Origin of the sequence: Saccharothrix lopnurensis (genome assembly GCF_042658445.1) — a bacterium.
Lineage (GTDB): Bacteria > Actinomycetota > Actinomycetes > Mycobacteriales > Pseudonocardiaceae > Actinosynnema > Actinosynnema lopnurensis.
Window position 1 is genome coordinate 41,592 of the sequence record NZ_JBHSQO010000029.1, and the last position, 19,953, is coordinate 61,544.

21 protein-coding genes are annotated in these 19,953 nt (G+C 71.9%); 7 read left to right on the forward strand and 14 right to left on the reverse strand.

Translation table 11 applies throughout. The features are described 5' to 3' along the window. The first annotated feature begins 7 nt into the window (after positions 1–7). Complete coding sequence (locus tag ACFP3R_RS24595) at positions 8–1,036, forward strand: quinone-dependent dihydroorotate dehydrogenase (RefSeq protein WP_380638753.1); 1,029 nt, start codon at positions 8–10, stop codon at positions 1,034–1,036. Between the two features lie 73 nt (positions 1,037–1,109). Here the strand turns inward: ACFP3R_RS24595 and ACFP3R_RS24600 are convergent, their stop codons facing one another. The 8 genes from ACFP3R_RS24600 to ACFP3R_RS24635 all read right to left on the reverse strand — a co-directional run bounded on the left by ACFP3R_RS24600 (position 1,110) and on the right by ACFP3R_RS24635 (position 8,626). Beyond that, complete coding sequence (locus tag ACFP3R_RS24600; RefSeq protein ID WP_380638754.1) at positions 1,110–2,354, reverse strand: uracil-xanthine permease family protein; 1,245 nt, start codon at positions 2,352–2,354, stop codon at positions 1,110–1,112. A gap of 302 nt (positions 2,355–2,656) precedes the next feature. Beyond that, positions 2,657–3,496, reverse strand: a complete 840-nt coding sequence (gene pspM, locus ACFP3R_RS24605; protein WP_380638755.1) for a phage shock envelope stress response protein PspM — start codon at positions 3,494–3,496, stop codon at positions 2,657–2,659. A gap of 16 nt (positions 3,497–3,512) precedes the next feature. Next, entirely contained in the window at positions 3,513–4,400 is an 888-nt protein-coding gene (locus tag ACFP3R_RS24610; RefSeq protein ID WP_380638756.1) for a PspA/IM30 family protein, read from the reverse strand. Between the two features lie 329 nt (positions 4,401–4,729). Further along, positions 4,730–5,152 carry a helix-turn-helix domain-containing protein gene (locus ACFP3R_RS24615; protein WP_380638757.1) on the reverse strand — a complete coding sequence of 141 codons (423 nt, stop codon included), beginning with the start codon at positions 5,150–5,152 and terminating at the stop codon, positions 4,730–4,732. A 156-nt stretch (positions 5,153–5,308) separates the two neighbouring features. Continuing rightward, entirely contained in the window at positions 5,309–5,815 is a 507-nt protein-coding gene (locus ACFP3R_RS24620; RefSeq protein WP_380638805.1) for a CinA family protein, read from the reverse strand. Between the two features lie 55 nt (positions 5,816–5,870). Beyond that, positions 5,871–6,500, reverse strand: a complete 630-nt coding sequence (pgsA, locus tag ACFP3R_RS24625) for a CDP-diacylglycerol--glycerol-3-phosphate 3-phosphatidyltransferase (RefSeq protein WP_380638758.1) — start codon at positions 6,498–6,500, stop codon at positions 5,871–5,873. Next, a complete protein-coding gene (gene rimO / locus ACFP3R_RS24630; protein WP_380638806.1) occupies positions 6,497–7,873 on the reverse strand; it encodes a 30S ribosomal protein S12 methylthiotransferase RimO in 1,377 nt (458 codons plus the stop codon). The genes pgsA and rimO overlap by 4 nt, the downstream gene beginning before the upstream one ends. An 84-nt stretch (positions 7,874–7,957) precedes the next feature. After that, positions 7,958–8,626: a helix-turn-helix domain-containing protein gene (locus ACFP3R_RS24635; protein WP_380638759.1), complete on the reverse strand. Its 669-nt coding sequence runs from the start codon at positions 8,624–8,626 to the stop codon at positions 7,958–7,960. An 840-nt stretch (positions 8,627–9,466) separates the two neighbouring features. On the opposite strand from ACFP3R_RS24635, the gene ACFP3R_RS24640 reads away from it, so the two are divergent. From ACFP3R_RS24640 to ACFP3R_RS24650, 3 genes are all read left to right on the forward strand, one after another. Then, positions 9,467–9,967, forward strand: a complete 501-nt coding sequence (locus tag ACFP3R_RS24640) for an amino-acid N-acetyltransferase (protein ID WP_380638760.1) — start codon at positions 9,467–9,469, stop codon at positions 9,965–9,967. A 65-nt stretch (positions 9,968–10,032) separates the two neighbouring features. Further along, complete coding sequence (locus tag ACFP3R_RS24645) at positions 10,033–10,881, forward strand: MerR family transcriptional regulator (protein WP_380638761.1); 849 nt, start codon at positions 10,033–10,035, stop codon at positions 10,879–10,881. Positions 10,882–11,054: 173 nt separating this feature from the next. Further along, positions 11,055–11,522, forward strand: a complete 468-nt coding sequence (locus tag ACFP3R_RS24650; RefSeq protein WP_380638762.1) for a phospholipase — start codon at positions 11,055–11,057, stop codon at positions 11,520–11,522. Positions 11,523–11,580: 58 nt separating this feature from the next. Here the strand turns inward: ACFP3R_RS24650 and ACFP3R_RS24655 are convergent, their stop codons facing one another. Genes ACFP3R_RS24655 through ACFP3R_RS24665 form a run of 3 tightly spaced genes read right to left on the reverse strand, consistent with a single transcriptional unit; the run spans position 11,581 to position 15,641 of the window. Then, positions 11,581–12,393: a hypothetical protein gene (locus ACFP3R_RS24655; RefSeq protein ID WP_380638763.1), complete on the reverse strand. Its 813-nt coding sequence runs from the start codon at positions 12,391–12,393 to the stop codon at positions 11,581–11,583. Beyond that, positions 12,390–13,058, reverse strand: coding sequence for a GTPase domain-containing protein (locus ACFP3R_RS24660; protein WP_380638764.1), 669 nt, complete (start codon positions 13,056–13,058; stop codon positions 12,390–12,392). The genes ACFP3R_RS24655 and ACFP3R_RS24660 overlap by 4 nt, the downstream gene beginning before the upstream one ends. Positions 13,059–13,088: 30 nt before the next feature. Further along, positions 13,089–15,641, reverse strand: a complete 2,553-nt coding sequence (locus ACFP3R_RS24665; RefSeq protein WP_380638765.1) for an FtsK/SpoIIIE family DNA translocase — start codon at positions 15,639–15,641, stop codon at positions 13,089–13,091. Between the two features lie 130 nt (positions 15,642–15,771). Between ACFP3R_RS24665 and ACFP3R_RS24670 the strand changes: the two genes are divergently transcribed. Next, positions 15,772–16,542 (forward strand): lysophospholipid acyltransferase family protein, encoded by a 771-nt coding sequence (locus ACFP3R_RS24670; RefSeq protein WP_380638766.1) that lies wholly within the window; start codon positions 15,772–15,774, stop codon positions 16,540–16,542. Next, the gene (locus ACFP3R_RS24675; protein ID WP_380638767.1) at positions 16,539–17,546 is read left to right on the forward strand and encodes an EamA family transporter; all 1,008 of its coding nucleotides are present in this window, start codon (positions 16,539–16,541) and stop codon (positions 17,544–17,546) included. Before ACFP3R_RS24670 ends, ACFP3R_RS24675 begins: the two co-directional genes overlap by 4 nt. A gap of 12 nt (positions 17,547–17,558) precedes the next feature. On the opposite strand, the gene ACFP3R_RS24680 is transcribed toward ACFP3R_RS24675, so the two are convergent. Both ACFP3R_RS24680 and ACFP3R_RS24685 read right to left on the reverse strand, forming a co-directional pair. Then, positions 17,559–17,663, reverse strand: a complete 105-nt coding sequence (locus ACFP3R_RS24680; protein WP_380638768.1) for a DUF397 domain-containing protein — start codon at positions 17,661–17,663, stop codon at positions 17,559–17,561. A 40-nt stretch (positions 17,664–17,703) separates the two neighbouring features. Continuing rightward, entirely contained in the window at positions 17,704–18,561 is an 858-nt protein-coding gene (locus ACFP3R_RS24685; RefSeq protein ID WP_380638769.1) for a helix-turn-helix domain-containing protein, read from the reverse strand. A 217-nt stretch (positions 18,562–18,778) separates the two neighbouring features. On the opposite strand from ACFP3R_RS24685, the gene ACFP3R_RS24690 reads away from it, so the two are divergent. Continuing rightward, a complete protein-coding gene (locus ACFP3R_RS24690; RefSeq protein WP_380638770.1) occupies positions 18,779–18,997 on the forward strand; it encodes a hypothetical protein in 219 nt (72 codons plus the stop codon). A gap of 51 nt (positions 18,998–19,048) precedes the next feature. Here ACFP3R_RS24690 and ACFP3R_RS24695 read toward each other — a convergent pair whose 3' ends face one another. Then, positions 19,049–19,567: a hypothetical protein gene (locus tag ACFP3R_RS24695; protein ID WP_380638771.1), complete on the reverse strand. Its 519-nt coding sequence runs from the start codon at positions 19,565–19,567 to the stop codon at positions 19,049–19,051. Positions 19,568–19,953 lie beyond the last annotated feature (386 nt).

A 19,953-nucleotide genomic window follows, 5' to 3' on the forward strand; every position in this document is an offset into this window, starting at 1 on the left:
TTCCGCCGTGGTCTACAGGAGCGTGGTGCGCAAGGCGTTGTTCCGGATGCACGGCGGGGACGCGGAGCGGGTCCACGAGACCACCCTCGGCCTGCTGGAGAGGGTGAGCCCGGCCGCGGGGCTCGTCCGGCGCGGGCCGGCGCTGGAGCGCACCGTGTTCGGCGTGCGGTTCCCCAACCCCGTCGGCCTGGCCGCCGGGCTGGACAAGAACGGCCGGGCGCTGCCCGCGTGGGGCGCGCTGGGGTTCGGCTTCGTGGAGGTCGGCACGGTCACCCGGCACCCGCAGCCGGGCAACCCGCGGCCGCGGCTGTTCCGGCTGCGCGCCAGCGAGGCGATCATCAACCGGATGGGCTTCAACAACGACGGCGCCCAGGCCCTGGCCGACCGGCTGGCCCGCCTGGGGCCGCTGTCCGTGCCGCTGGGCATCAGCCTGGGCAAGTCCAAGGTGACGCCGGTCGAGGAGGCCGTGGGCGACTACCGGGCGTCCCTGCGGGCGCTCTACCGGTTCGGCGACTACTTCGCGGTGAACATCAGCTCGCCCAACACCCCCGGCCTGCGGGGGCTCCAGGACCGGGGGGCGCTGACCGAGCTGCTGTCCGGGCTGGACGAGGCCGCGCGCGAGCTGGCCGGCGGCGCCGCGCCCAAGCCGATCCTGGTGAAGATCGCCCCCGACCTCACCGACGGGGCGATCGGGGAGCTGCTGGAGGTGTGCGACGGCCACGGGGTCAGCGGCCTGATCGCGACGAACACCACCCTGTCGCGCGAGGGGCTGGCCCCGGCCGACCGGGCGCTGGCGGGTGAGGCGGGCGGGTTGAGCGGCAGGCCGCTGGCCGAGCGGGCGCGCGAGGTGGTGCGGTTCGTCAGCAGGCGGACCGACGGGCGGCTGCCGATCATCGGCGTGGGCGGCATCGCGAGCCCGGACGACGCGGCTCGGATGCTGGACGCGGGCGCGAGCCTCGTGCAGCTCTACACCGGCTTCATCTACGAGGGTCCGGGGCTGGTGCGGCGGATCAACCGCGCGCTGGCGGCGCGCTAGACCTCGCGGGCGGGCGCGGGCAGGCGCGCCGGCCCTCGCCACCGGCGGTCCGCCGGCCCTCGCGGGCGGCGCGCTAGACCTCGCGGGCGGCCCGCAGCCGGCGCAGCAGCGGGTGCAGGATCACCACCAGCAGCGGGCCCCAGACCATCCCGCCCAGCTCCATGTCGCCCACCACCAGCGTGAGGTCGCCCACGCCCGCGACCAGGGCCGCGCCGCCGACCAGCGCGTTGCCCGGGTTGGTCAGGTCGACCCGGTTCTCCATCCACACCCGCACGCCGACCAGGCTGATCAGGCCGAACAGCACCAGCGTCGCGCCGCCGACCACGCCCGCCGGGACGGTGCCCAGCACCGCCACGACCTTGGGCGAGAACGACAGCAGCACGGCCGTCACGCCGGTCACCGCGAACGCGGCCGTGGAGTAGACCCTGGTCACGCCCATCACGCCGATGTTCTCGGAGTAGGTGGTGGTGCCGGAGCCCCCGCCGAGGCCGGCGAACGTGGTGGACAGGCCGTTGGCGATGATCGCGTCGCCCGCGCTGCCGTCGAGGTTGCGGCCGGTCAGCGCGGCGACCGCCTTGACGTGGCCGACGTTCTCCGCGACCAGCACGAGCACCACCGGCAGCACCAGCAGCGTCACCGACGGGCGCAGCTCGGGCGAGTGGAACTCGGGCAGGCCGAACCAGGCCGCCCGCGCGACCGCGCCCGTGTCGACCAGGCCCGCGAAGAAGCCGAACAGCCACCCGGCCACCACGCCGATGAGCACGGAGAACCGGAAGGACGAGCCCCGGCCCAGCACCCCGCACAGCAGGATCGCGCCCGCGGTCACCACGGCGGGCAGCGGCTGGCGCGCGAACGGCTCGGTGGCCCGACCGGACAGGTCCAGCCCGATGATGATCACCACGGCCCCGGTCACCAGCGGCGGCATCACCGACTCCAGCAGCCGCACGCCCAGGGCCTTCACCGCGATCCCGATGATGATCACCAGCAGGCCGGCCGCGAGCACGCCGCCGAGCTGCGCGGCGATGCCCTCGTCGCGGGCCGCGGCCAGCGGCGCGATGAAGGCGAACGACGGCCCGGCGTAGCTGGGCACCCGGTTGCGGGTGAGGACCAGGAACAGCAGCGTGCCGACGCCGGAGAACAGCAGGGTGGTGCTGACCGGGAGACCGGTGGCGGCGGGGACGTAGAGCGTGGCGCCGGCCATCGCGAGGAGGTGCTGGGCGCCGAAGCCGACGGTGAGGGGCCAGCTCAACCGCTCCTGCGGGGCGATGGCGTCACCGTCTGTGGTGCGGCCATCGCCGTGCACGGTCCACAACGCCACGCAATGACCTCCCTGGGCGACCAGGCCGAACCACGCTGTTCGACAAGGAATCCTGCCACGCCAAGTAGTGACCCAGCCCGGGTAACGGTCTGATAATCACACGATTGCAGCAGCGTACGCCACTGGTTCGAGCAAGTCAGCCGAACTCTGCTACGCAACGTGAGGTAGCGGACGTTCGTGCAGATGGACGCGCGGGCGCACGGGCGGAACTTCGGTTGACCGCAGTCCCGGGCTGTGCCCAGGACCGCGGCCAGGGGTCGGAGGAGGGGGTTCGGGGTGGGACCGCTACGCGCGGTGCCGCCTCAGTACCCCGGCTCCGGCTCGGCGCCGCCCCGGGTCCAGCGCGACAGCTCGCGCAGCCCGGCCGACAGGCCGGCCAGGTGGTCGGTCGCCTCGCCCAGCACCTCGCGCGGGTGGGTGGCCGTGCTCTCGGCCAGCACCCGACCGGCGGCCGCGACCAGCCCGCAGTAGCCCTCCACGCCCTCGTCCAGCTGCTCGCGCAGCCGGCGCACCCCCTCCACCAGCGGGGCGCGGTCCAGCGGCGGGGCGGTGTCGCGGGCCCGCTCCACGGCCTGGAGCTGGAGGGACACCGCGCGGATCGCGCCGGACGCCTCGACGCCGGTGGCGCGGGCCTGCTCGACCGAGTCGGACGGCACGGAGGTCAGCGCCGCCGAGTCGAGCTGGCGCAGCAGCTCCCGCAGCGTGTCCTCGGCCTCCTCCAGCCGCTCCATCGGCTGGCGGGCGGCGGAGGCCCGCGCGGGCAGCGGGGTGCGCACGGGCACGGCCGCGAGCTCCTGCCGCGCCCGGTCGATCTCGCGCCGGCGCAGGCCGGTGCGCACCGCCAGCACCGACGTGCCGGCGAACCCGAGGGCCACGCCGATGCCGATGGCCGGTTCGACCACGCCGAACACCGCCAGCGCGCCGAGCGTCGTGAGCAGCGCCAGCACGATCAGCCAGAAGGTGAGCACGCGGCCCGACCGGCGGTAGCGCCGGTCGAGCTTCGCGCGCGGGTCGTTCCACGCGGCGACCCTCCGCCGCACCTGGTCCGCGACTTGCCCCTGCAACTGGCCCTGCAACTGGTTCTGCAACTGGCCGCCGACGAACTGGACGATCTCGCCGGCCGCCTTCCGCCGGGGATCCATCGCGGACACCGTCCTCTCAGCCCTGGTTGGTCTGGGGGTTCTGCGGGATCTGCTGGGTCTGCTGGACCGGCTGCGCCTGCGTCTGCTGCGCCTGCGTCTGCTGGACCCGCTGCTGGATCTCCTGCTGGATGTTCGCGCTCGCGCTCCTCGACTGGCCACCGGTGACCTCGCCGGCGACCTTGCCGCCCGCCAGCGACGCGCGGAGCTGGTCCAGCCGGGCCGAGCCCGCCATCTGCGTGGTCGACTGCTGGACCTCCAGCATCCGGCCCTGGACCGAGTTCTGCGCCAGCTCCGCGGACCCGAGCGCGGTGGTGTACCGCTTCTCGATCTTGTCGCGGACCTCCTCCAGCGACGGCGTGTTGCCCGGCGCGGCCAGCTCGGTCATCTGGCGCAGCGAGTGCGACACCTGCTCCTGCATCTTGGCCTGCTCCAGCTGGCTGAGCAGCTTGGTGCGCTCGGCCAGCTTGCCCTGGAGCACCATCGCGTTGCGCTCGACGGCCTGCTTGGCCTGGCCCGCGGCCTGGAGCGCCTGGTCGTGCAGCGTCTTCAGGTCCTCGATGCTCTGCTCCGCGGTGACCAGCTGGGTCGCGAACGACTGCGCGGCGTTCTCGAACTCGGCCGCCCGCTGCTCCTCGCCCTTGGCGCGGGCCTCGTCGGCGAGCACCAGCGCCTGGCGCGCGGACGCCTGGAGCTTCTCCACCTCACCGAGCTGCCGGTTGAGCTTCATCTCCAGCTGCCGCTGGTTGCCGATCACCGCGGCGGCCTGCTGAGACAGGGCCTGGTGCTGCCGCTGCGCCTCCTCGATGGCCTGCTGGATCTGCACCTTCGGGTCGGCGTGCTCGTCGATCTTCGACGAAAAAGCCGCCATGAAGTACTTCCACGCCTTCGCGAAAGGGTTGGCCATCTCCTACGCCTGCCTTCTCCGCACGTCCTTGGCTCGCGCTCGTGATTGGCAACGACCCGGTGCTGTTGTTGGTTCCATCGTTCCAGTTGTGCCGCGCTCGTTCCACCGACCGGGGGAGATCTCCGGGATCACCCTGAGTGCCCCCCGAACTTTCGTCGAACGGATCCGGTGCGCCCGGCACCCCGGATGCTTCCCCGGCACGCCCGTCCTGACGCGCGGGCGCGGCGGGTGGTTGCCAACCCGTGACAAGACCCACGTCCGGCGGGACCGGACAAGACCGAGAGCCGAGCCGGGTGCTCCCGGCTCGGCTCGTCGCAGGTCTGGGTCGGTTACGCCGCCACCACCGCGCCGCGGGGCTCGCTGAGGGAGGTGGACAGCCGGTGCGTGAGCACGGGCTGGAGGCGCAGGTCGGACAGGTCGTTGCCGATCATCGCGGGCACGATGGTGCCGCCCTCCAGGCCCGCCGGGGCGGGCGCGGCCCGCTCGGTGAGCTCGGCCGGGCTGGTCACGGACTTCTGGACGGCGCCGATGTCGGAGGCGACCAGGTGCAGGAGTTCGGACAGCGGCAGGTCCAGCGCCTCGCAGATCGCGGCCAGCAGCTCGCTGGACGCCTCCTTGCGGCCCCGTTCCACCTCGGAGAGGTACCCCAGGCTCACGCGGGCGGTCCTGGAGACCTCGCGCAGCGTGCGGCGTTGGGTGGTGCGGGCATGGCGGAGCCGATCACCGATCGCCTCGCGCAGCAGCACGGTCATCGCGCGCCTCCTTCCGGCCGGCCGTGCCACCACGTTACCGACCCGTCCCGTCGACGGGCAGTGAGTTCTGGACACGTCCGCCAAGGGCGAACGAGTGAACCGGCCGGTAAGTTCCCGTGTTGTCGGCGTTGTGTGACGGAAAACCCGCTGGTCAAGTCACCTGATCGGGATCATGAGCTGTTTCCGCAGCAGATCGAGCGCCGCTGCGGAGGCACCTTCGCGCACCTGCCGACGATCACCACTCAGAGTGAACGTTCTGGTCACTGAACCGGGTGGACCAGCCACACCGATGTGGACTGTGCCGGGCGGGACGCCGTCCTGCGGGGCGGGGCCGGCCACACCGGTCAGCCCGAGCCCCCACGTCGCGCCACAGCGGTCCCGGGCACCCTCGGCGAGCTGTTTTGCCACTTCCGGGTGAACTGCGCCGTGCTCGGCCAGCAGCGCCCCGTCCACGCCGGCGAGCGTGTGCTTGAGGTCCGTGGCGTACACCACGAGGCCGCCGCGCAGCACGGCGCTGGAGCCGGGGACCTCGGTCAGGGTGACCGCGACCAGGCCGGCGGTGAGCGATTCGGCGGTGGCCACCGTCTCGCCGCGCTCGCGCAGCGCCCGGACCACGTCCTCGGCGCCCGTGCCCTGCCCGCACCCCTGGTCACGCTCGGTCATGACTTTGCTCACACCCCGCTCCCGCTCCCGCCCGCGTCCGGCGACAGCCCGCTCCTCAGGCCCCGCTGCCGCTCACGTCCCGCTCCTGCTCCAGGTCCAACCCGGCCCCCGCCACGGCCCGCTTCCCCCGCGCCCGCAGCCGTAAGGCGCGGATCACGTAGTCGACGCCGGTCACCACCGTCAGCACCACCGCCGCGCCCATGCTGACCAGCGCCACCGGCTCCAGGTAGTCGGGCAGCGGCAGCAGGTACAGGCCGATGGCGAAGATCTGCACGAGCGTCTTGAGCTTGCCGCCGCGGCTGGCCGGGATCACGCCGTGGCGGATGACCCAGAAGCGCAGCAACGTCACGCCCAGCTCGCGCACCGCGATGACCACCGTCACCCACCAGGGCAGCTCCCCCAGCAGGCTCAGGCCGACCAGCGCGGCGCCGGTCAGCGCCTTGTCCGCGATCGGGTCCGCGATCTTGCCGAAGTCGGTGATCAGGCCCAGCTTGCGGGCCAGGTTGCCGTCCACGTGGTCGGTCACCGACGCGACGGCGAACACGCCGAACGCGGCCAGTCGCCACCAGAACTGCCGGCCGTCCTCGGCGAAGAGGAAGTAGAGGAACACCGGCACGAGCGCCAGCCGGGACATCGTCAGCACGTTGGCGATGTTCAGCACCGGCACGCGCGCGGGTTCGGTCACCTCGGGAGCACCTCGACGGCGGAGACCACCAGGTCGACGCCCTCGGCCGCGTCGACGCGGCAGCGCACCAGGTCGCCCACCCGCAGCCCGTCGGCGTTGGTGATGACGCACTCGCCGTCGACCTCGGGCGCCTGGTGGGCGGCGCGGCCGACGCAGTCGCTCTCGTCGTCCTCCTCGGTCTCGACCAGGACGACGACCTCGTCACCCACCCGGTCCTCGGCGCGCTGCGCGGTCAGCTCCTCGACCAGGTTCGAGAGCCGGGCCACGCGCTCCGCGATCGTGTCGGCGTCCAGCTTGTCCGGCAGGCCCTCGGCCTCGGTGCCGTCCTCGTCGGAGTAGCCGAACACGCCCACCGCGTCCAGGCGCGCCTCGGTGAGGAAGCGCTCCAGCTCGGCCACGTCCGCCTCGGTCTCGCCGGGGAAGCCGACGATGACGTTGCTGCGGATGCCGGCGCGCGGGGCGAGCGACCGGATCTGCTCGACCAGGCCCAGGAACGACTCGGTCGAGCCGAACCGGCGCATCCGCCGCAGCACCGGCTCGCTGGAGTGCTGGAACGACATGTCGAAGTAGTCGGCCACCCCGTCGGTGGTCGCGATCGCCCGGACGAGGGTCGGCTTCGTCTCGGCGGGCTGGAGGTAGGAGACGCGCACCCGGTCGATGCCGGGCACGGCGGCCAGGCGGGCCAGCAGCTGCTCCAGGCCGCCCAGCTCGCGGGGCAGGTCCTTGGCGTAGGAGGTGGAGTTCTCGGAGACCAGGAAGACCTCTCGGACGCCCTGCTCGGCCAGCCACATCGCCTCGGCCACCACCTCGTCGGGGTGGCGGGAGACGAACGCGCCCCGGAAGGAGGGGATCGCGCAGAACGAGCAGCGGCGGTCGCAGCCGGAGGCGATCTTCAGCGGCGCGACCGGCGTGTCCTCCAGGCGGGTGCGCAGCACGCGGGGCCCCCACCCGTGGCCGGGCACCTGCACGTCCGCTGCCGCCCGGGGCCGCTGCACGGGGGTGAGCGGGAGCAGGGTGCGGCGGTCCACGGGCTTGTGCGACTCGACGGCCCGGCCCGCCAGGACGTCGTCCAGGCGCTCGGCCAGGGTGCCGTAGTGGTCGAACCCGAGGACGGCGTTCGCCTCGGGCAGGCTGTCGGCCAGCTCGGTGCCGTAGCGCTCCGCCATGCACCCGACCGCGACCACCTTGGCGCCGCTGTCGGCGGCGGAGAGGAGGGTGTCCACGGAGTCCTTCTTGGCCGACTCCACGAAGCCGCAGGTGTTGACCACGACCACGTCCGCCTCGTCGTCGACCAGCTCCCAGCCGCCGGCGGTGAGGCGGCCGGCGAGTTCCTCGGAGTCGACTTCGTTGCGGGCGCAGCCGAGGGTCAGCATGGCGACGCGCTTGGACGTGGTGGGGGAAGGCACGGTGCTCAGGGTAACCGGCGGCGTCGCGGGGGCCGCCGGCCCGCTGAGGGGTCAGGTCGGGCGGGGGACGAGGGGCAGGGGACCGGGAGGGTCGTCGCCGCCGTTGGCGAACCCCTCCAGTTGATCTATCCACGAGTGCGCCCAGTTGTTGGAGCTGGACACGATGAACACCCGACGCTCGTCCCCCGACGCCGCGAGACCCCGCACGAGCCGGGCCGCGAGCGTGCTCTTCCCCCCTCCCGGCGAGCCGGCCAGCACCGCTCGCTTCGGACCGCTGAACCACGCCGCCGCTTCCAGGGATTCCGGATCCCCGAACGGGCCGAGGATCACCGAGCCCCGATCCCGCTTGCGCTCCCGCAGCCGGCCCCACAGCCTCATCACCAGGACGACCTGGTCGTCCGGCAGGCCACAGGCCACGAGGACCGCCTCGACCTGCTTGGGTCTGGTGGGCAGCGTGCCGCGGGTGGTCATCGAGTGGACCTGGCTGTGCTTGATGCCCGCGGCCTCCCCGATCTCCCGGTACGACAGCCCGGACCGCTCCTTGATGAGCTGGAGCAACTCGGCGAACTCCGCCTCGTCCCGGGCCTGCAACTCCACCTCGGCCATCGGCGGACGCAGTCCACCGGGTGCCCGGAGCCGGGGTGCGCCGGCCCGCGAGGCGTCGAGGTAGGCGTCCCTGATGCGGCGGCAGAAATCCCGTTCGAGGCCGAATTCGAACAAGAGTTCGGTGTAGCGACCCCAGTCCAGCAATGCCCCTCCCTCCAACGCGCGCAGGAAATCGGCAGGCGCTTCCACACGATTAACGGTGAAAACTCTCGCAACCGTCCGGTTGAGCCAGTCCACCGGACGCCGGGAATTCCCGCCCGCCACCTCAAACCCGCCAGGACGGATCGAGGGACCTACGAACGGTGGAGAGGTCCGCACGAGCCGCCGAGAGCACCACCACGACGACCAGCAGCGGCACAGACGCCGCGACCGGCAGGGCGTGTCCGGCAGCCACGAGCCAACCGGCAAAAGTGCAGGTGATACCCACCAGGACGACTTCAGGGGCGGTAACCGACCCGTGCGACGACACCCGATGCGCCCCCGGCGCGACAACTGGCTTTCCCTGAGCCACCGGAACTCCTCTGGTATTCGACCGTGGACCGGTCGGGTCTTTGACATACATGCGCTCGATCACCCGGGCGGTTGGCGCTCCGCCCGACAGGAGCAGATGGTGGCAGCAATCGAGATCGCTCCTCAAATCAGCAGTCCGACCACGTCCACCACCCCGTCCGATTCCGTACGAAAAAATACCGATCGGCGCGTTGGCGCAACGGCGTCGATCGAGCCGGTGGGCGTTGCCGCAGGCAGGTGCCGTCCAAATCGTCCGAAGCGCTCCCCGGTAGTTGCCCGAGAGCCGAACGACGTGACTAGCATCGAGCCCGATCCCCGAGCACGTCAGTGGACCGGTCGGGCACGGGGTCGGGCGGCCCCCGTTGGCGCAGGGGCCGCCCGTCCGCCCATGGCTCGCCTCACCTGGCTGCCGGGTCCCCCGCGCGGGGGCATACTTTTGTCGCCGTGACCGACCCGATCAACGTGCGTCGCGCCCGCACCGGCGACGTGCGCGCCATGAAAGCCCTCATCGACCAGTACGCCGGCAAGGTGCTGCTCTCCAAGCCCCTGGTGACGCTGTTCGAGGACATCCAGGAGTTCTGGGTGGCGGAGGAGGGCGGCACGGTCCTCGGCTGCGGCGCGCTGCACGTCCTCTGGGAGGACCTGGCCGAGATCCGCACGGTCGCCGTCGACCCCGGGCAGAGCGGGCGGGGGATCGGGCACCGCATCGTCAAGCAGCTGATCACGACGGCGCGCGAGCTCCAGCTGGAGCGGATCTTCGTGCTGACCTTCGAGACGTCCTTCTTCGGTCGCCACGGGTTCGTCGAGATCGACGGCACGCCGGTCTCCCCCGAGGTCTACGAGGAGATCATGCGGTCGGCCGACGAGGGGGTGGCGGAGTTCCTCGACCTCTCCTACGTCAAGCCCAACACCCTCGGCAACACCCGGATGCTGATGCACCTCTGACAACTGTTCCAGCCCTCACTCGAACAGTCTTGACTCGACTAACCACAACGGGTCAAGCTGGGCCGGTGGAGCAGTTGACGGTCGACGAGCTGGCGGTCCGCGTGGGCCTGCCGGGCAGCACCATCCGCATGTACCAGACCAAGGGCGTGCTGCACCCCCCTCGCCGACAGGGCCGGGTCGCGCACTACGACGCCTCCCACCTCGAACGCCTCGCCCTGGTGCAGCGCCTCCAGGCACGCGGCTTCTCGCTGCCCGCCATCGCCGAGCTGGTCAAGGCCCGCGAGGAGGGCGCCAGCGTCGCGGCCGTGCTGGGCGTCGGCGACGCGGAGGGCCCCGACGACTGGGTCCGCGTCCGCGTCCGGGACATCCGGCGCCTGGTGCCGCTGGGCGACGTCCGCCCGAGCATCATCACCAAGGCGTCCCAGCTCGGCCTGATCCGCTGGCGGCGCGGCTGGCCGCACGCCCGCCGCTGGGCGCTGGAGGCCGGCAGCAGGCTCGCGACGCTGCTGGTGCCCAGTGACGACGTGCTCGACAGCTTCGCCGACCTGCGCCGGTCGACCGACGCCATCGCGGCCAACTTCGTCGAGCTGTTCGAGCGCCACCTGTGGCCCAAGCTGGCCGAGAACGCCGACCAGGAGGACCAGCTCGACCGGATGCGCGCCCTGCTGGTCGAGCTGACCTACACCGCCGAGACGGCCGTGGTCGGCACGCTGCGCGAGTCGATCCGCGACGCCGCCGAGGAGTTCGCCCGCCGCCACCGGCTGGTGCCCGGCGACGACTTCCGGCCCGCCTGGCTCGACGAGCCGGTGCCGATCGCCGAACGCCTCGTCGAGGCCCCCGAGGACGACGAGGTCCCGGACGAACCCGCCATCCGGCGCTTCCTCGACCGCGACGACCAGGACGAGCCCCGCTGACCCGACCAGCACCGGGACCGGGACCGGCACCAGGACCAGGGCCCACGACTGCGCTGATCCGCACCCTTGACCCGACGTTCACCCGTCGTCGACGCCGCGTGAGCCGATCGGGGCTGTCGGGTCGCTCCCCCGCCGGGTAAGAAAATCCCAAGCCCGTGCAACGAGGGGAAACCATGAAGACCCTGCGCAACGCCTTCGCCGGCGTGCTCGCCTCGGCAGCCCTGCTGCTCGGCTCCGGCCTCGGCCAGGCGGCGATCAACGCCCCGGCGGTGACCGACGACTACGTGTTCACCAAGTCCCTCGCCCAGTTCAGCTCGCTGAGGGCCCAGGCCCCCTACAGCGACCAGCTGGACTGGTCCTCGGACGGCTGCTCCTGGTCACCGGACAACCCGTTCGGCTTCAAGTTCCTCCCGGCCTGCCACCGCCACGACTTCGGCTACCGGAACTACAAGCGGCAGGGCCGGTTCACCGAGGCCACCCGGCTGAGCATCGACAACAACTTCAAGTCCGACATGTACCACCAGTGCGCGGGCAACTGGGCGTGCAACCGCACCGCCGACCTGTACTACAGCGCCGTCCGCGAGTTCGGCGCCAGCGCGATCATGACCAAGGAGCAGTTCGCCCTGGCCGTGAAGGGCTGACCACGAGGGGCTGACCACGATCACCGGCGGGCGGCGCACCCGCCCGCCGACTCGCGCGTCAGGCGTCCGGGAACGACACCTCGATGGAGAACCGCTGCTGCCGGTTGGTGTCGGTGGACCAGCGGAACCGGTTGGTCAGCGTCACGTCCAGGGAGAGCTCACCGCGCTTCGGCAGCACCGCCGACAGCCCCCGGGCGAACTCCAGCAGCAGGTCCACCTGCTTGTGCGCGACGCTGAGGAAGTCGACCTGCGCCCGGTAGTGGCGGATCGGGTTGGTGCGGAACTCCCGGAGCGTGATCAGGTGCCCGAGCGCACGGGTCACGTCGTCGAACTCCGCCGCCCGCGCCCCCTCGATGTCCGGCGCTCCCCCGGCGAAGGTGCTGCCGGCCTCGATGTCGCGCCGCACCTCTTTCCGGAGGCCCAGCGCGAAATCGGTGTCGGACCCCCAACCCGCGGACACCCCCGGGGTGAGCGAGGCGCTCACGTCCCTGGTGGACCTGTCGGTGACCGCCGTCTCCCCCACCTCCCGATCCGACTCGACGGTCCTCAAGCTCGTCGCCCCGAGCAACTGGCAGACCTCGGTGAACACGTGCGCCTGCGCCAGCGCCAGGGTGGTCAGCGCGGATTCCACCGGCACGTAACCGCCCGAGCGCACGTCGCGCATGAGCACGGTGTTCGGGCTCGCCCGGACGTCCCTGATCCGCTCGTCGGCCACCCACTTCCCCAGCAGCGGGTACGGCACGACGGTGACCTGGTCGTCCTTGATCAACCGGGGGTGGCGGTCCTTCAGCTCGACGTAGTCCGCGTGGGACAGGAAGAGGACCCGGTCCGCGGGCCCCGCCCGGCCGGACGTCGCGCGCGGCGGGGTCACCGCAGGTTCTCGATGATCTCGCCGGTCAGCGCGGTGGCGCTCGCCTGGTCGACCAGGCTGCCCGCGACGACCCGCACCCCGTCCGGCGCGCCCGCTGCGGTCCGCAGGTCCGACAGCTGCCCGAACACCAGGTCCAGGTAGTCCTGCGAACCCGTCCGCGCGCAGCGCGGGTCCAGGTCGGTGTGGGTCACCACGAAGACGACGCGCTTCGCGGCCGTGGCGCGACCTCCGATCCTGGCCGCGTCGAGCTGCGCCCGCTCCCAGTCCTCGCCCTGCTCCTCCCCGGGAGCGCGCCGCTCCTCGGTCAGCAGGGTGTCGGCCCTGAGCAGGTACAGCACCGCGCTCGCCCGGCCGAGTTCGGCCGCGACCGTGTGCAGGCCCTGGTCCCCACCGCTGACATCGGTCACCGTGTCGAGCAGGATCTCCCGGGGAGGGGCCTGCTCGCGGTCCTCGACGGACAGCGTGATCTTGGTGAACCCGCTCGGGGACCGGGTGGGCTCGGGCGTCGACCAATCACCGAGCCACGAATTGACCAGCCTCGTCTTGCCGACCGCCCGCTGTCCCAGCACCACCACGTCGCGGGAGTCGTGCCACTGCCGGGCGATCACCGCGCCCACCGCGCTCACGGCCCCCACCGCGGCGAGCACCACCACCGGTAACGGCATCCACTACCCCCTCGTCCGTTCCACCCGACCTCAGTCCTCGTCGTCGGACGCCCCGCCGCCGCCCCGGATCAGCTCGACCACGGACGCCAGCTCGTCCGGCTTGATCAGGACCTCGCGCGCCTTCGACCCCTCCGAGGGCCCCACGATCCCGCGCGTCTCCAGCAGGTCCATCAGCCGCCCGGCCTTGGCGAACCCCACCCGCAGCTTGCGCTGCAACATCGACGTCGACCCGAACTGCGACGTCACGATCAGCTCCGCCGCCTGCAACAACACCTCCAGGTCGTCGCCGATGTCCGGGTCGATCTCCTTCTTCTCCCCGGCCTTCGCCGCCGTCACGCCGTCGGTGTACTCGGGCTGCGCCTGCTGCTTGGTGAAGTTGACGATCTCGGCGATCTCCTCGTCACCGACGAACGCGCCCTGCACCCGCACCGGCTTGCCCGCGCCCATCGGCAGGTAGAGGCCGTCGCCCATGCCGATCAGCTTCTCCGCGCCCGGCTGGTCCAGGATGACCCGCGAGTCCGTCAGCGACGAGGTCGCGAACGCCAGCCGCGACGGCACGTTCGTCTTGATCAGACCCGTCACCACGTCGACCGAGGGCCGCTGGGTCGCCAGCACCAGGTGGATACCGGCGGCCCGCGCCTTCTGCGTGATCCGGACGATCGCGTCCTCCACGTCGCGGGGCGCGGTCATCATCAGGTCGGCAAGCTCGTCGACGATCGCCATGATGTACGGGTACGGCCGGTACACCCGCTCGCTGCCCGGCGGCGCGGCGATCTCGCCCGAGCGCACCTTCCGGTTGAAGTCGTCGATGTGCCGCACCCGGTTGACCTGCATGTCCTGGTAGCGCTGCTCCATCTCCTCCACCAGCCAGGCCAGCGCCGCCGCGGCCTTCTTCGGCTGGGTGATGATGGGCGTGATCAGGTGCGGGATGCCCTCGTACGGGGTCAGCTCGACCATCTTCGGGTCGATCAGGATCATCCGGACCTCGTCCGGCGTGGCCCGCGCCAGCAGCGACACGAGCATCGAGTTCACGAAGCTCGACTTGCCCGAACCGGTGGAGCCGGCCACCAGCAGGTGGGGCATCTTGGTCAGGTTCGCGGTGACGAAGTGGCCCTCGATGTCCTTGCCCAGCCCGATGACCATCGGGTGGGCGTCGTTCACCGTGGACGGCGCGCGCAGCACGTCGCCCAGCCGCACCATCTCGCGGTCGCTGTTGGGCACCTCGATGCCGACCGCCGACTTGCCGGGGATCGGCGCGAGCAGCCGCACGTTGTCCGTCGCCACCGCGTAGGCGATGTTCTTGGTCAGCGCGGTGATCTTCTCGACCTTCACGCCGGGGCCCAGCTCGACCTCGTACCGGGTGACCGTCGGCCCCCGGGTGAACCCGGTGACCTGGGCGTCGATGGAGAACTGCTCCAGCACGCCGGTGATGGCCTCGATCATCTGGTCGTTGGCCCGGCTGCGGGCCTTCGGCGCGTCGCCGTCCTTGAGGATGGTCGGCGGCGGCAGCCGGTAGTCCCCCTCCACCGCGCGCACCACCAGCGGCGCGGTCTTCGCGGGCGTCGCCTCGGGTTCGGCCTTCGCCCTGACCTTCGGCACGGCCCTGGGCGCGACCGGCGGGGGCGGCGGCTCCTCCTCGTCCAGCGGCAGCTCGGGCTGCTCGTCGGGCTCCTCCACCGCGGCGCGCCTGCCGCGCGGGGCGCGGCGCGGCCTGGCGGGCTTCTCCTCGACCTCGACGGGCTCCTCGTCCGGCTCCTCGGCGTCGCTGAAGCCCTCGAACGCGGGCTTGTCGGCGCGGCGGTGGTGCAGCAGCCCGGACAGCCGGGCGGGCACCTGCCGGACCGGCACGTGCAGCAGCAACAACAGCCCGTACCCGAAGATCAGCACCAGCACCGGCCCGGCCACCCACGGCGTCAGCCCCTGCGCCAGGAACCCGCCCGACAGGTACCCGAGCGCGCCGCCCGCGTCGCGCCGCGCCAGGGGGTCCGCGGGCAACCCGCCCACGAGGTGGAACATGCCGAGGAACCCGACACCGACCAGGACGCCCCCGAACACCAGCCGGGGTCTCGACTCCGGGTTGGGGTCGGTCCGCATCAGCCCGATGCCGACACCGAGCAGCACCACGGGCACGATCACCGCGGGCCCGCCGACCGAGCTGCGCACGGCCACGTCGACCCACTGCCCCACCGGGCCGCCCGCCTGCCACCACACGCCCGCGGCGGTGATCACGGACAGGACGATCAGCAGCAGCCCCAGCCCGTCGCGGCGGTGCTCCTGGTCGATCTCCTTGCTCCGGACCACGGTCCTCACCACCGTCCCGGTGCCCCGACTGAGCCAGCCCCAGAGCATCCCGAACGCGCCGCCGGGTGGCCCGGACCGGCGGACCGGCCGCTTGCCGCCCGCCCTGGAGCCGCTGCCGCCCGAGGCCCGACCGGCACCGGCCCGACCGGCGCCGGACTTCGCGCCACCGGCCCGCGAACCGGACCGCGCGCCGCCCGAGCGGGACGTGCCGGCGCTGGGCTTCGACCCGGAGGATCTGCTGCGGGTCGTGCCCTTGCGCGAGGTTCCCGTTCGGCCGGCCATGGTGTGTACGGTAGTCCCTCAAGCCCCAACCGCCCCAGCAGTCACGCGAGGCGGGGTGTGTGCTGCCCGACGACCATGGTTGCCCGGAACCCGGTGCGCGGGCACGTCGACACGCCGTAGCCTGCCCGCTGTGCCCACACCACTGCTGTGGCGCGTGCTGACCGCCGTCGACGAGGCGATCGTCGGTCTCAGCGGACGACTCGACGTCACCGGCGACATCCCGGCGGACCTGAGGGGCCGTCCCCTGCTGCTCGCGTCCAACCACATCGGCAACCTCGACCCGTTCGTCCTCGTCGCCGCGTGCCGCCGGATCGGCGTCGCACCGCGCTTCCTGCTGGCGGGCGGGCTGCTCGACGCGCCCGTCCTGGGACCGGCGCTGCGGGCCTCCGGTCACCTGCGGGTGGACCGCGCCTCGACGAACGTCGGCGAGGCGTACCACCGCATGGAGGAGGCGCTGCGGCACGACGGCGACCCGATCGCCCTGTACCCGGAGGGCCGGATCAGCCTCGACCCCGGCCTGTGGCCGGAGCGGGGCAAGACGGGGGCGGCACGGCTGGCGCTCGGCTGCGGCGTGCCGGTCGTCCCGATCAGCCAGTGGGGCGCGCACGAGGCCGTGTACTGGGGCAACACGCGCGTCAGGAACTGGGACGACGCCAAGCCCTACCTGACGTCCTACGCGCGCGGGCTGCGCCGACGACCCACCTTCAAGGTCCACTTCGGCAAGCCCGTGGACCTGGCCGACCTGGAGGAGGGCGGTCCCGGCCACGCGCGCCGCGCCCACGAGCGGATCATGCGGGCGATCACCGAGGGCCTGGTGCCGCTGCGGGTCGACGAGCCGGACCTGCCCAGGTTCCACGACCCGACGAGGCCCACCACCGGCACCAGCCCCTGGCGACCGTGAGCGGGCTCGCACCCGTGGGCGGGGCCGGCGGGCTCGGTCGCGGCACGTCCCTCGCCGTCCTGTCCTCGATCGCGTTCGGCACCTCGGGGGTGCTGGCGAAACCGGTGATGGCGGCGGGCGCGGCACCCGCCCAGGTCACCAGCGCCCGCATCGCCCTCGCGGCGGTGGTGCTGCTCGTCGGCACCGCCGTGCTGCGCCCCCGCGCCCTGCGGTTCGCCGCGGGGGGTTCGGGACCGCGCGGGTGGGCGTTGCCGCTGGGCTACGGCCTGTTCGCGGTCGTCGGCGCGCCGCTGCTGTTCTTCGTGTCGGCGTCGCGCATCCCGGTCGGCATCGCGATGCTGCTCCAGTTCACCGCGCCGGTCCTGGTGGCGCTGTGGGTGCGCCTGGTGCGCCGCGCGGTGCTGCCGACCGCCGCGTGGTGGGGCACGGCGATCGCGGTCGTCGGCCTGGCGGTGGTCGGCGAGGTGTGGCGGGCACCCCGCCTGGACACCGTCGGCGTGGTGGCCGCCCTCGCCTCGGCCGTGTGCCTGGCGGCGTACTACCTGCTGGGCGAACGCGCGGCGGGCCGGGCCGACCCGTTCGGCGTGACGGCGGTCGGGATGCTGTTCGGCGCGGTGGTCCTGGCCGTGCTCAGCCCGCCGTGGCTGATCCCGGTGGGCGTGCCGACGGAGCTGGGCCCGTCCTGGCTCCTGCTGGCGGTGATGGCCCTGTTCTCCACCGTGGTGGCCTACCTGGCCGGAATCCTCTCGCTGCGCCACCTGCCGTCGGCGGTGGCGAGCGTGATCGGACTGCTGGAGGTCGTGGTGTCGGCCGCCCTGGCGTGGTGGCTGCTGGGCGAGGAGCTGACCGCCGTGCAGGTGGCCGGCGCGGTGGTGCTGCTGACCGGGGCGGCCGTGGTGCGGGTGGCGAGCGCCCCGGGGAACAGCCCCAGGACGCCCGGACGCGCCGAAGCTCCCGGTGAGCGCGGGCGCTCGTCGGACAGCGCCTCACCAGGAGTCGGATGATCGGTCGCGGTGTCAGAGCCTGGCGAGGAACGCCCGCCAGGCGTCGGGGGTGAAGGCCAACTGCGGCGTGGTGTTCTTGGAGTCCCTGACGCCCACGGCTTCGGACGCGAACGCCACTTGAACGCAGTTTGTGCCCACTCCCTCGCTGAAACGGCTCTTACGCCACCTCACCCTCGGTCGCAAACTTTGCCTCCCGCAGTCGGTCGTAGCGGTCCGCCCACTCGGCGAACACCGACCGCGATTGTTCCTCACTCAACGCCACCCGCGCGAGGTCATTACAGCTCCGCTGGAACGCCTTGGTCGACTCGAAGGTGTCCAGGAACAGCGACACCGGACCGCACTCGACGTAGGTGACGGGGAAGTGGTCAGCGAAGGTCATGTAGGTGAAGGGCGAGTTCAGCGAACGCGGCAGCGTGGTGGTGAACGGGATGAGCCGCACCCCGCCCCGGAACAGCAGTTGCAGCATCTGCTCGTACATCACCTGCGGCCCACCGACCACGCGGTGCAACGCGGCCTCGTAGAGGTAGAAGCGGCCCCTGGGGCCAAGTGGTCGGTCGAAGACCTTCTGGCGCGCCATGCGGGTGGCCACAGCGGATTCAGCACCTTCCGCGTCACCCATCAGCGCTCGGGCGTAGTCCGCCGTCTGGAGCAGGCCCGGGATGACGAAGCCCTCGTAGCCGCAGATCGTCTTGGCCATCTGCTCGTGCAGGATCAGCATCCGCAGGCTGTCGGGCATCGCGACACCGTGCGGTCGCACGTAGTGGCCGCTGGGCTCCTCGTGGGCCAGCGCCATGATGTGCTCGTACATCTCCGGCTCGGCGCGGACGTGCCCGACCAACCGCGCTATGTCGTCGGTGCTCGCGTTGCGCGTTCCAGTCTCCAATTTGGACAGTTTGCCCGCCGACCACCCCAATTCCGCCAACAGGGTGTTGGTCTTGAGCTGCGCCCGGTACCGGGCCCGGCGCAGCGCATCCCCGAGTTCGCGACTGAGCGCGTTGGACGTCCTGGTCTCCATGCGGGCAAGCTAGAGCGCCTTGACCAGCGGTTTCCACTCAACTCGGCCGATTCCACCCCAACGATCCACCCGGTACCAGCGGTCCAGCGGTAGTCGGATCGGGTGGGCGAGCGGTAGCTTCGGGCGATCGAGAGGCCGGGCGGGGCACCACGGCGATGTTGTTGCCGCGCAACGGCGAGCACGCGGACCCCGCTGGGTGCGCCCCGGCCGCCTCGCGGTGCGGAGACGACAGGAGGACCGCTTCGCGATGGCCGACGAGACGCTGATCGAACTCATGCGGAAGCTCATGCCGCACCACCCGGACCTGCTCGACATCAGGGACCTGATTGCGGCCGGCTACACCCCGGCGCAGATCCGCTCGCTCAAGGGCCTGGACGGGAACCGGACCCTCGCGGAAATGCTGGCCGAGGGACCGGCCGGCCCGTCCCAGTGGTGACGCGGTCTCCCGGTCCACCTCCCCCTGGACGGCGGACCGGGAGACCGAGGGTCAGATCGTGAAAGCGGGGGTCTGGAGTTCGGGGAATTCGGTGATGACGCCGTCGGGCCATTCGACGTAACCGATCGCGGCCGTCAGGTAGCTCGCCCGGATGTAGGGGGACACGGAGGAGACCGTGTTGACCTGGATCGTGGAGGTGTCGTAGTCGGTCACGAGGTTCACCAGCGCGTTGTTGCGGACGACGCCGACGAAGATCTCCAGCTGGGGCATGACGTGGGAGCAGTTCAGCCACCCCGCGCCCTGGACGCCGCCGCCCGAGCCGCCGTACCAGCGGAGGGGGTTGCTCACCGTCAGCGTGCAGGACCAGGCGCCCCGGGTGATGGTGTTGGCGGCCTGCGCGGAGACGTCCGAGGCCGCGAGCCGCACGGCCGACTTGGTGACGACCGACCGCGGCCCGTCGGTCCCCGCCTGCGCGACCGGACCGAGCGCCACCACCGCCGAAGCCGCCAGCACGAACGCGGCCACCCTCGCCAGGAGGGCAGCCGGTCTCCGCTCAAGGATTCTTCCCATGGATTTCCTCACCATTCCTGATCCGCCGATGGAGAACCGAGCGCCAACACTATGGACGGGCCGGTTCCCGGTAAATGCGGCGATCGAGTGCCGACCGTTCGGTTGGCGACCAGAAGGAAAAACCGGATCATCCGTACGTCATGCCGCAGGCCGCCGATGCGCGGAAGACAGCCGACCGGGCACGCACAACTGCGGCCTGCCGAAACCTTGCGCGCCCGTCCGCAGATCAAGGAAGCCGGACCCGTTCAGCCCTAAGACGTAACCTGGCCCCCCGCAGGAGCCCCACACAGTGGACGGACGGTGGTGATGACGCCACGAACGGATTAATTTCCGAAAAGTCCATACCCCATACCGGTCAACCCGCCTTCGACGGAACAGATACACCC

Bases quoted from the DNA above. Each gene is read 5' to 3' on its own strand.
- ACFP3R_RS24620 (WP_380638805.1), bottom strand. From the start codon at position 5,815: ATGACCGAGCGTGACCAGGGGTGCGGGCAGGGCACGGGCGCCGAGGAC.
- ACFP3R_RS24610 (WP_380638756.1), bottom strand. From the start codon at position 4,400: ATGGCCAACCCTTTCGCGAAGGCGTGGAAGTACTTCATGGCGGCTTTT.
- rimO (WP_380638806.1), bottom strand. From the start codon at position 7,873: ATGCTGACCCTCGGCTGCGCCCGCAACGAAGTCGACTCCGAGGAACTC.
- ACFP3R_RS24660 (WP_380638764.1), bottom strand. From the start codon at position 13,058: ATGCCGTTACCGGTGGTGGTGCTCGCCGCGGTGGGGGCCGTGAGCGCG.
- ACFP3R_RS24665 (WP_380638765.1), bottom strand. From the start codon at position 15,641: ATGGCCGGCCGAACGGGAACCTCGCGCAAGGGCACGACCCGCAGCAGA.
- ACFP3R_RS24685 (WP_380638769.1), bottom strand. From the start codon at position 18,561: ATGGAGACCAGGACGTCCAACGCGCTCAGTCGCGAACTCGGGGATGCG.
- ACFP3R_RS24650 (WP_380638762.1), top strand. From the start codon at position 11,055: ATGAAGACCCTGCGCAACGCCTTCGCCGGCGTGCTCGCCTCGGCAGCC.
- ACFP3R_RS24695 (WP_380638771.1), bottom strand. From the start codon at position 19,567: ATGGGAAGAATCCTTGAGCGGAGACCGGCTGCCCTCCTGGCGAGGGTG.
- ACFP3R_RS24615 (WP_380638757.1), bottom strand. From the start codon at position 5,152: ATGACCGTGCTGCTGCGCGAGGCGATCGGTGATCGGCTCCGCCATGCC.
- pspM (WP_380638755.1), bottom strand. From the start codon at position 3,496: ATGGATCCCCGGCGGAAGGCGGCCGGCGAGATCGTCCAGTTCGTCGGC.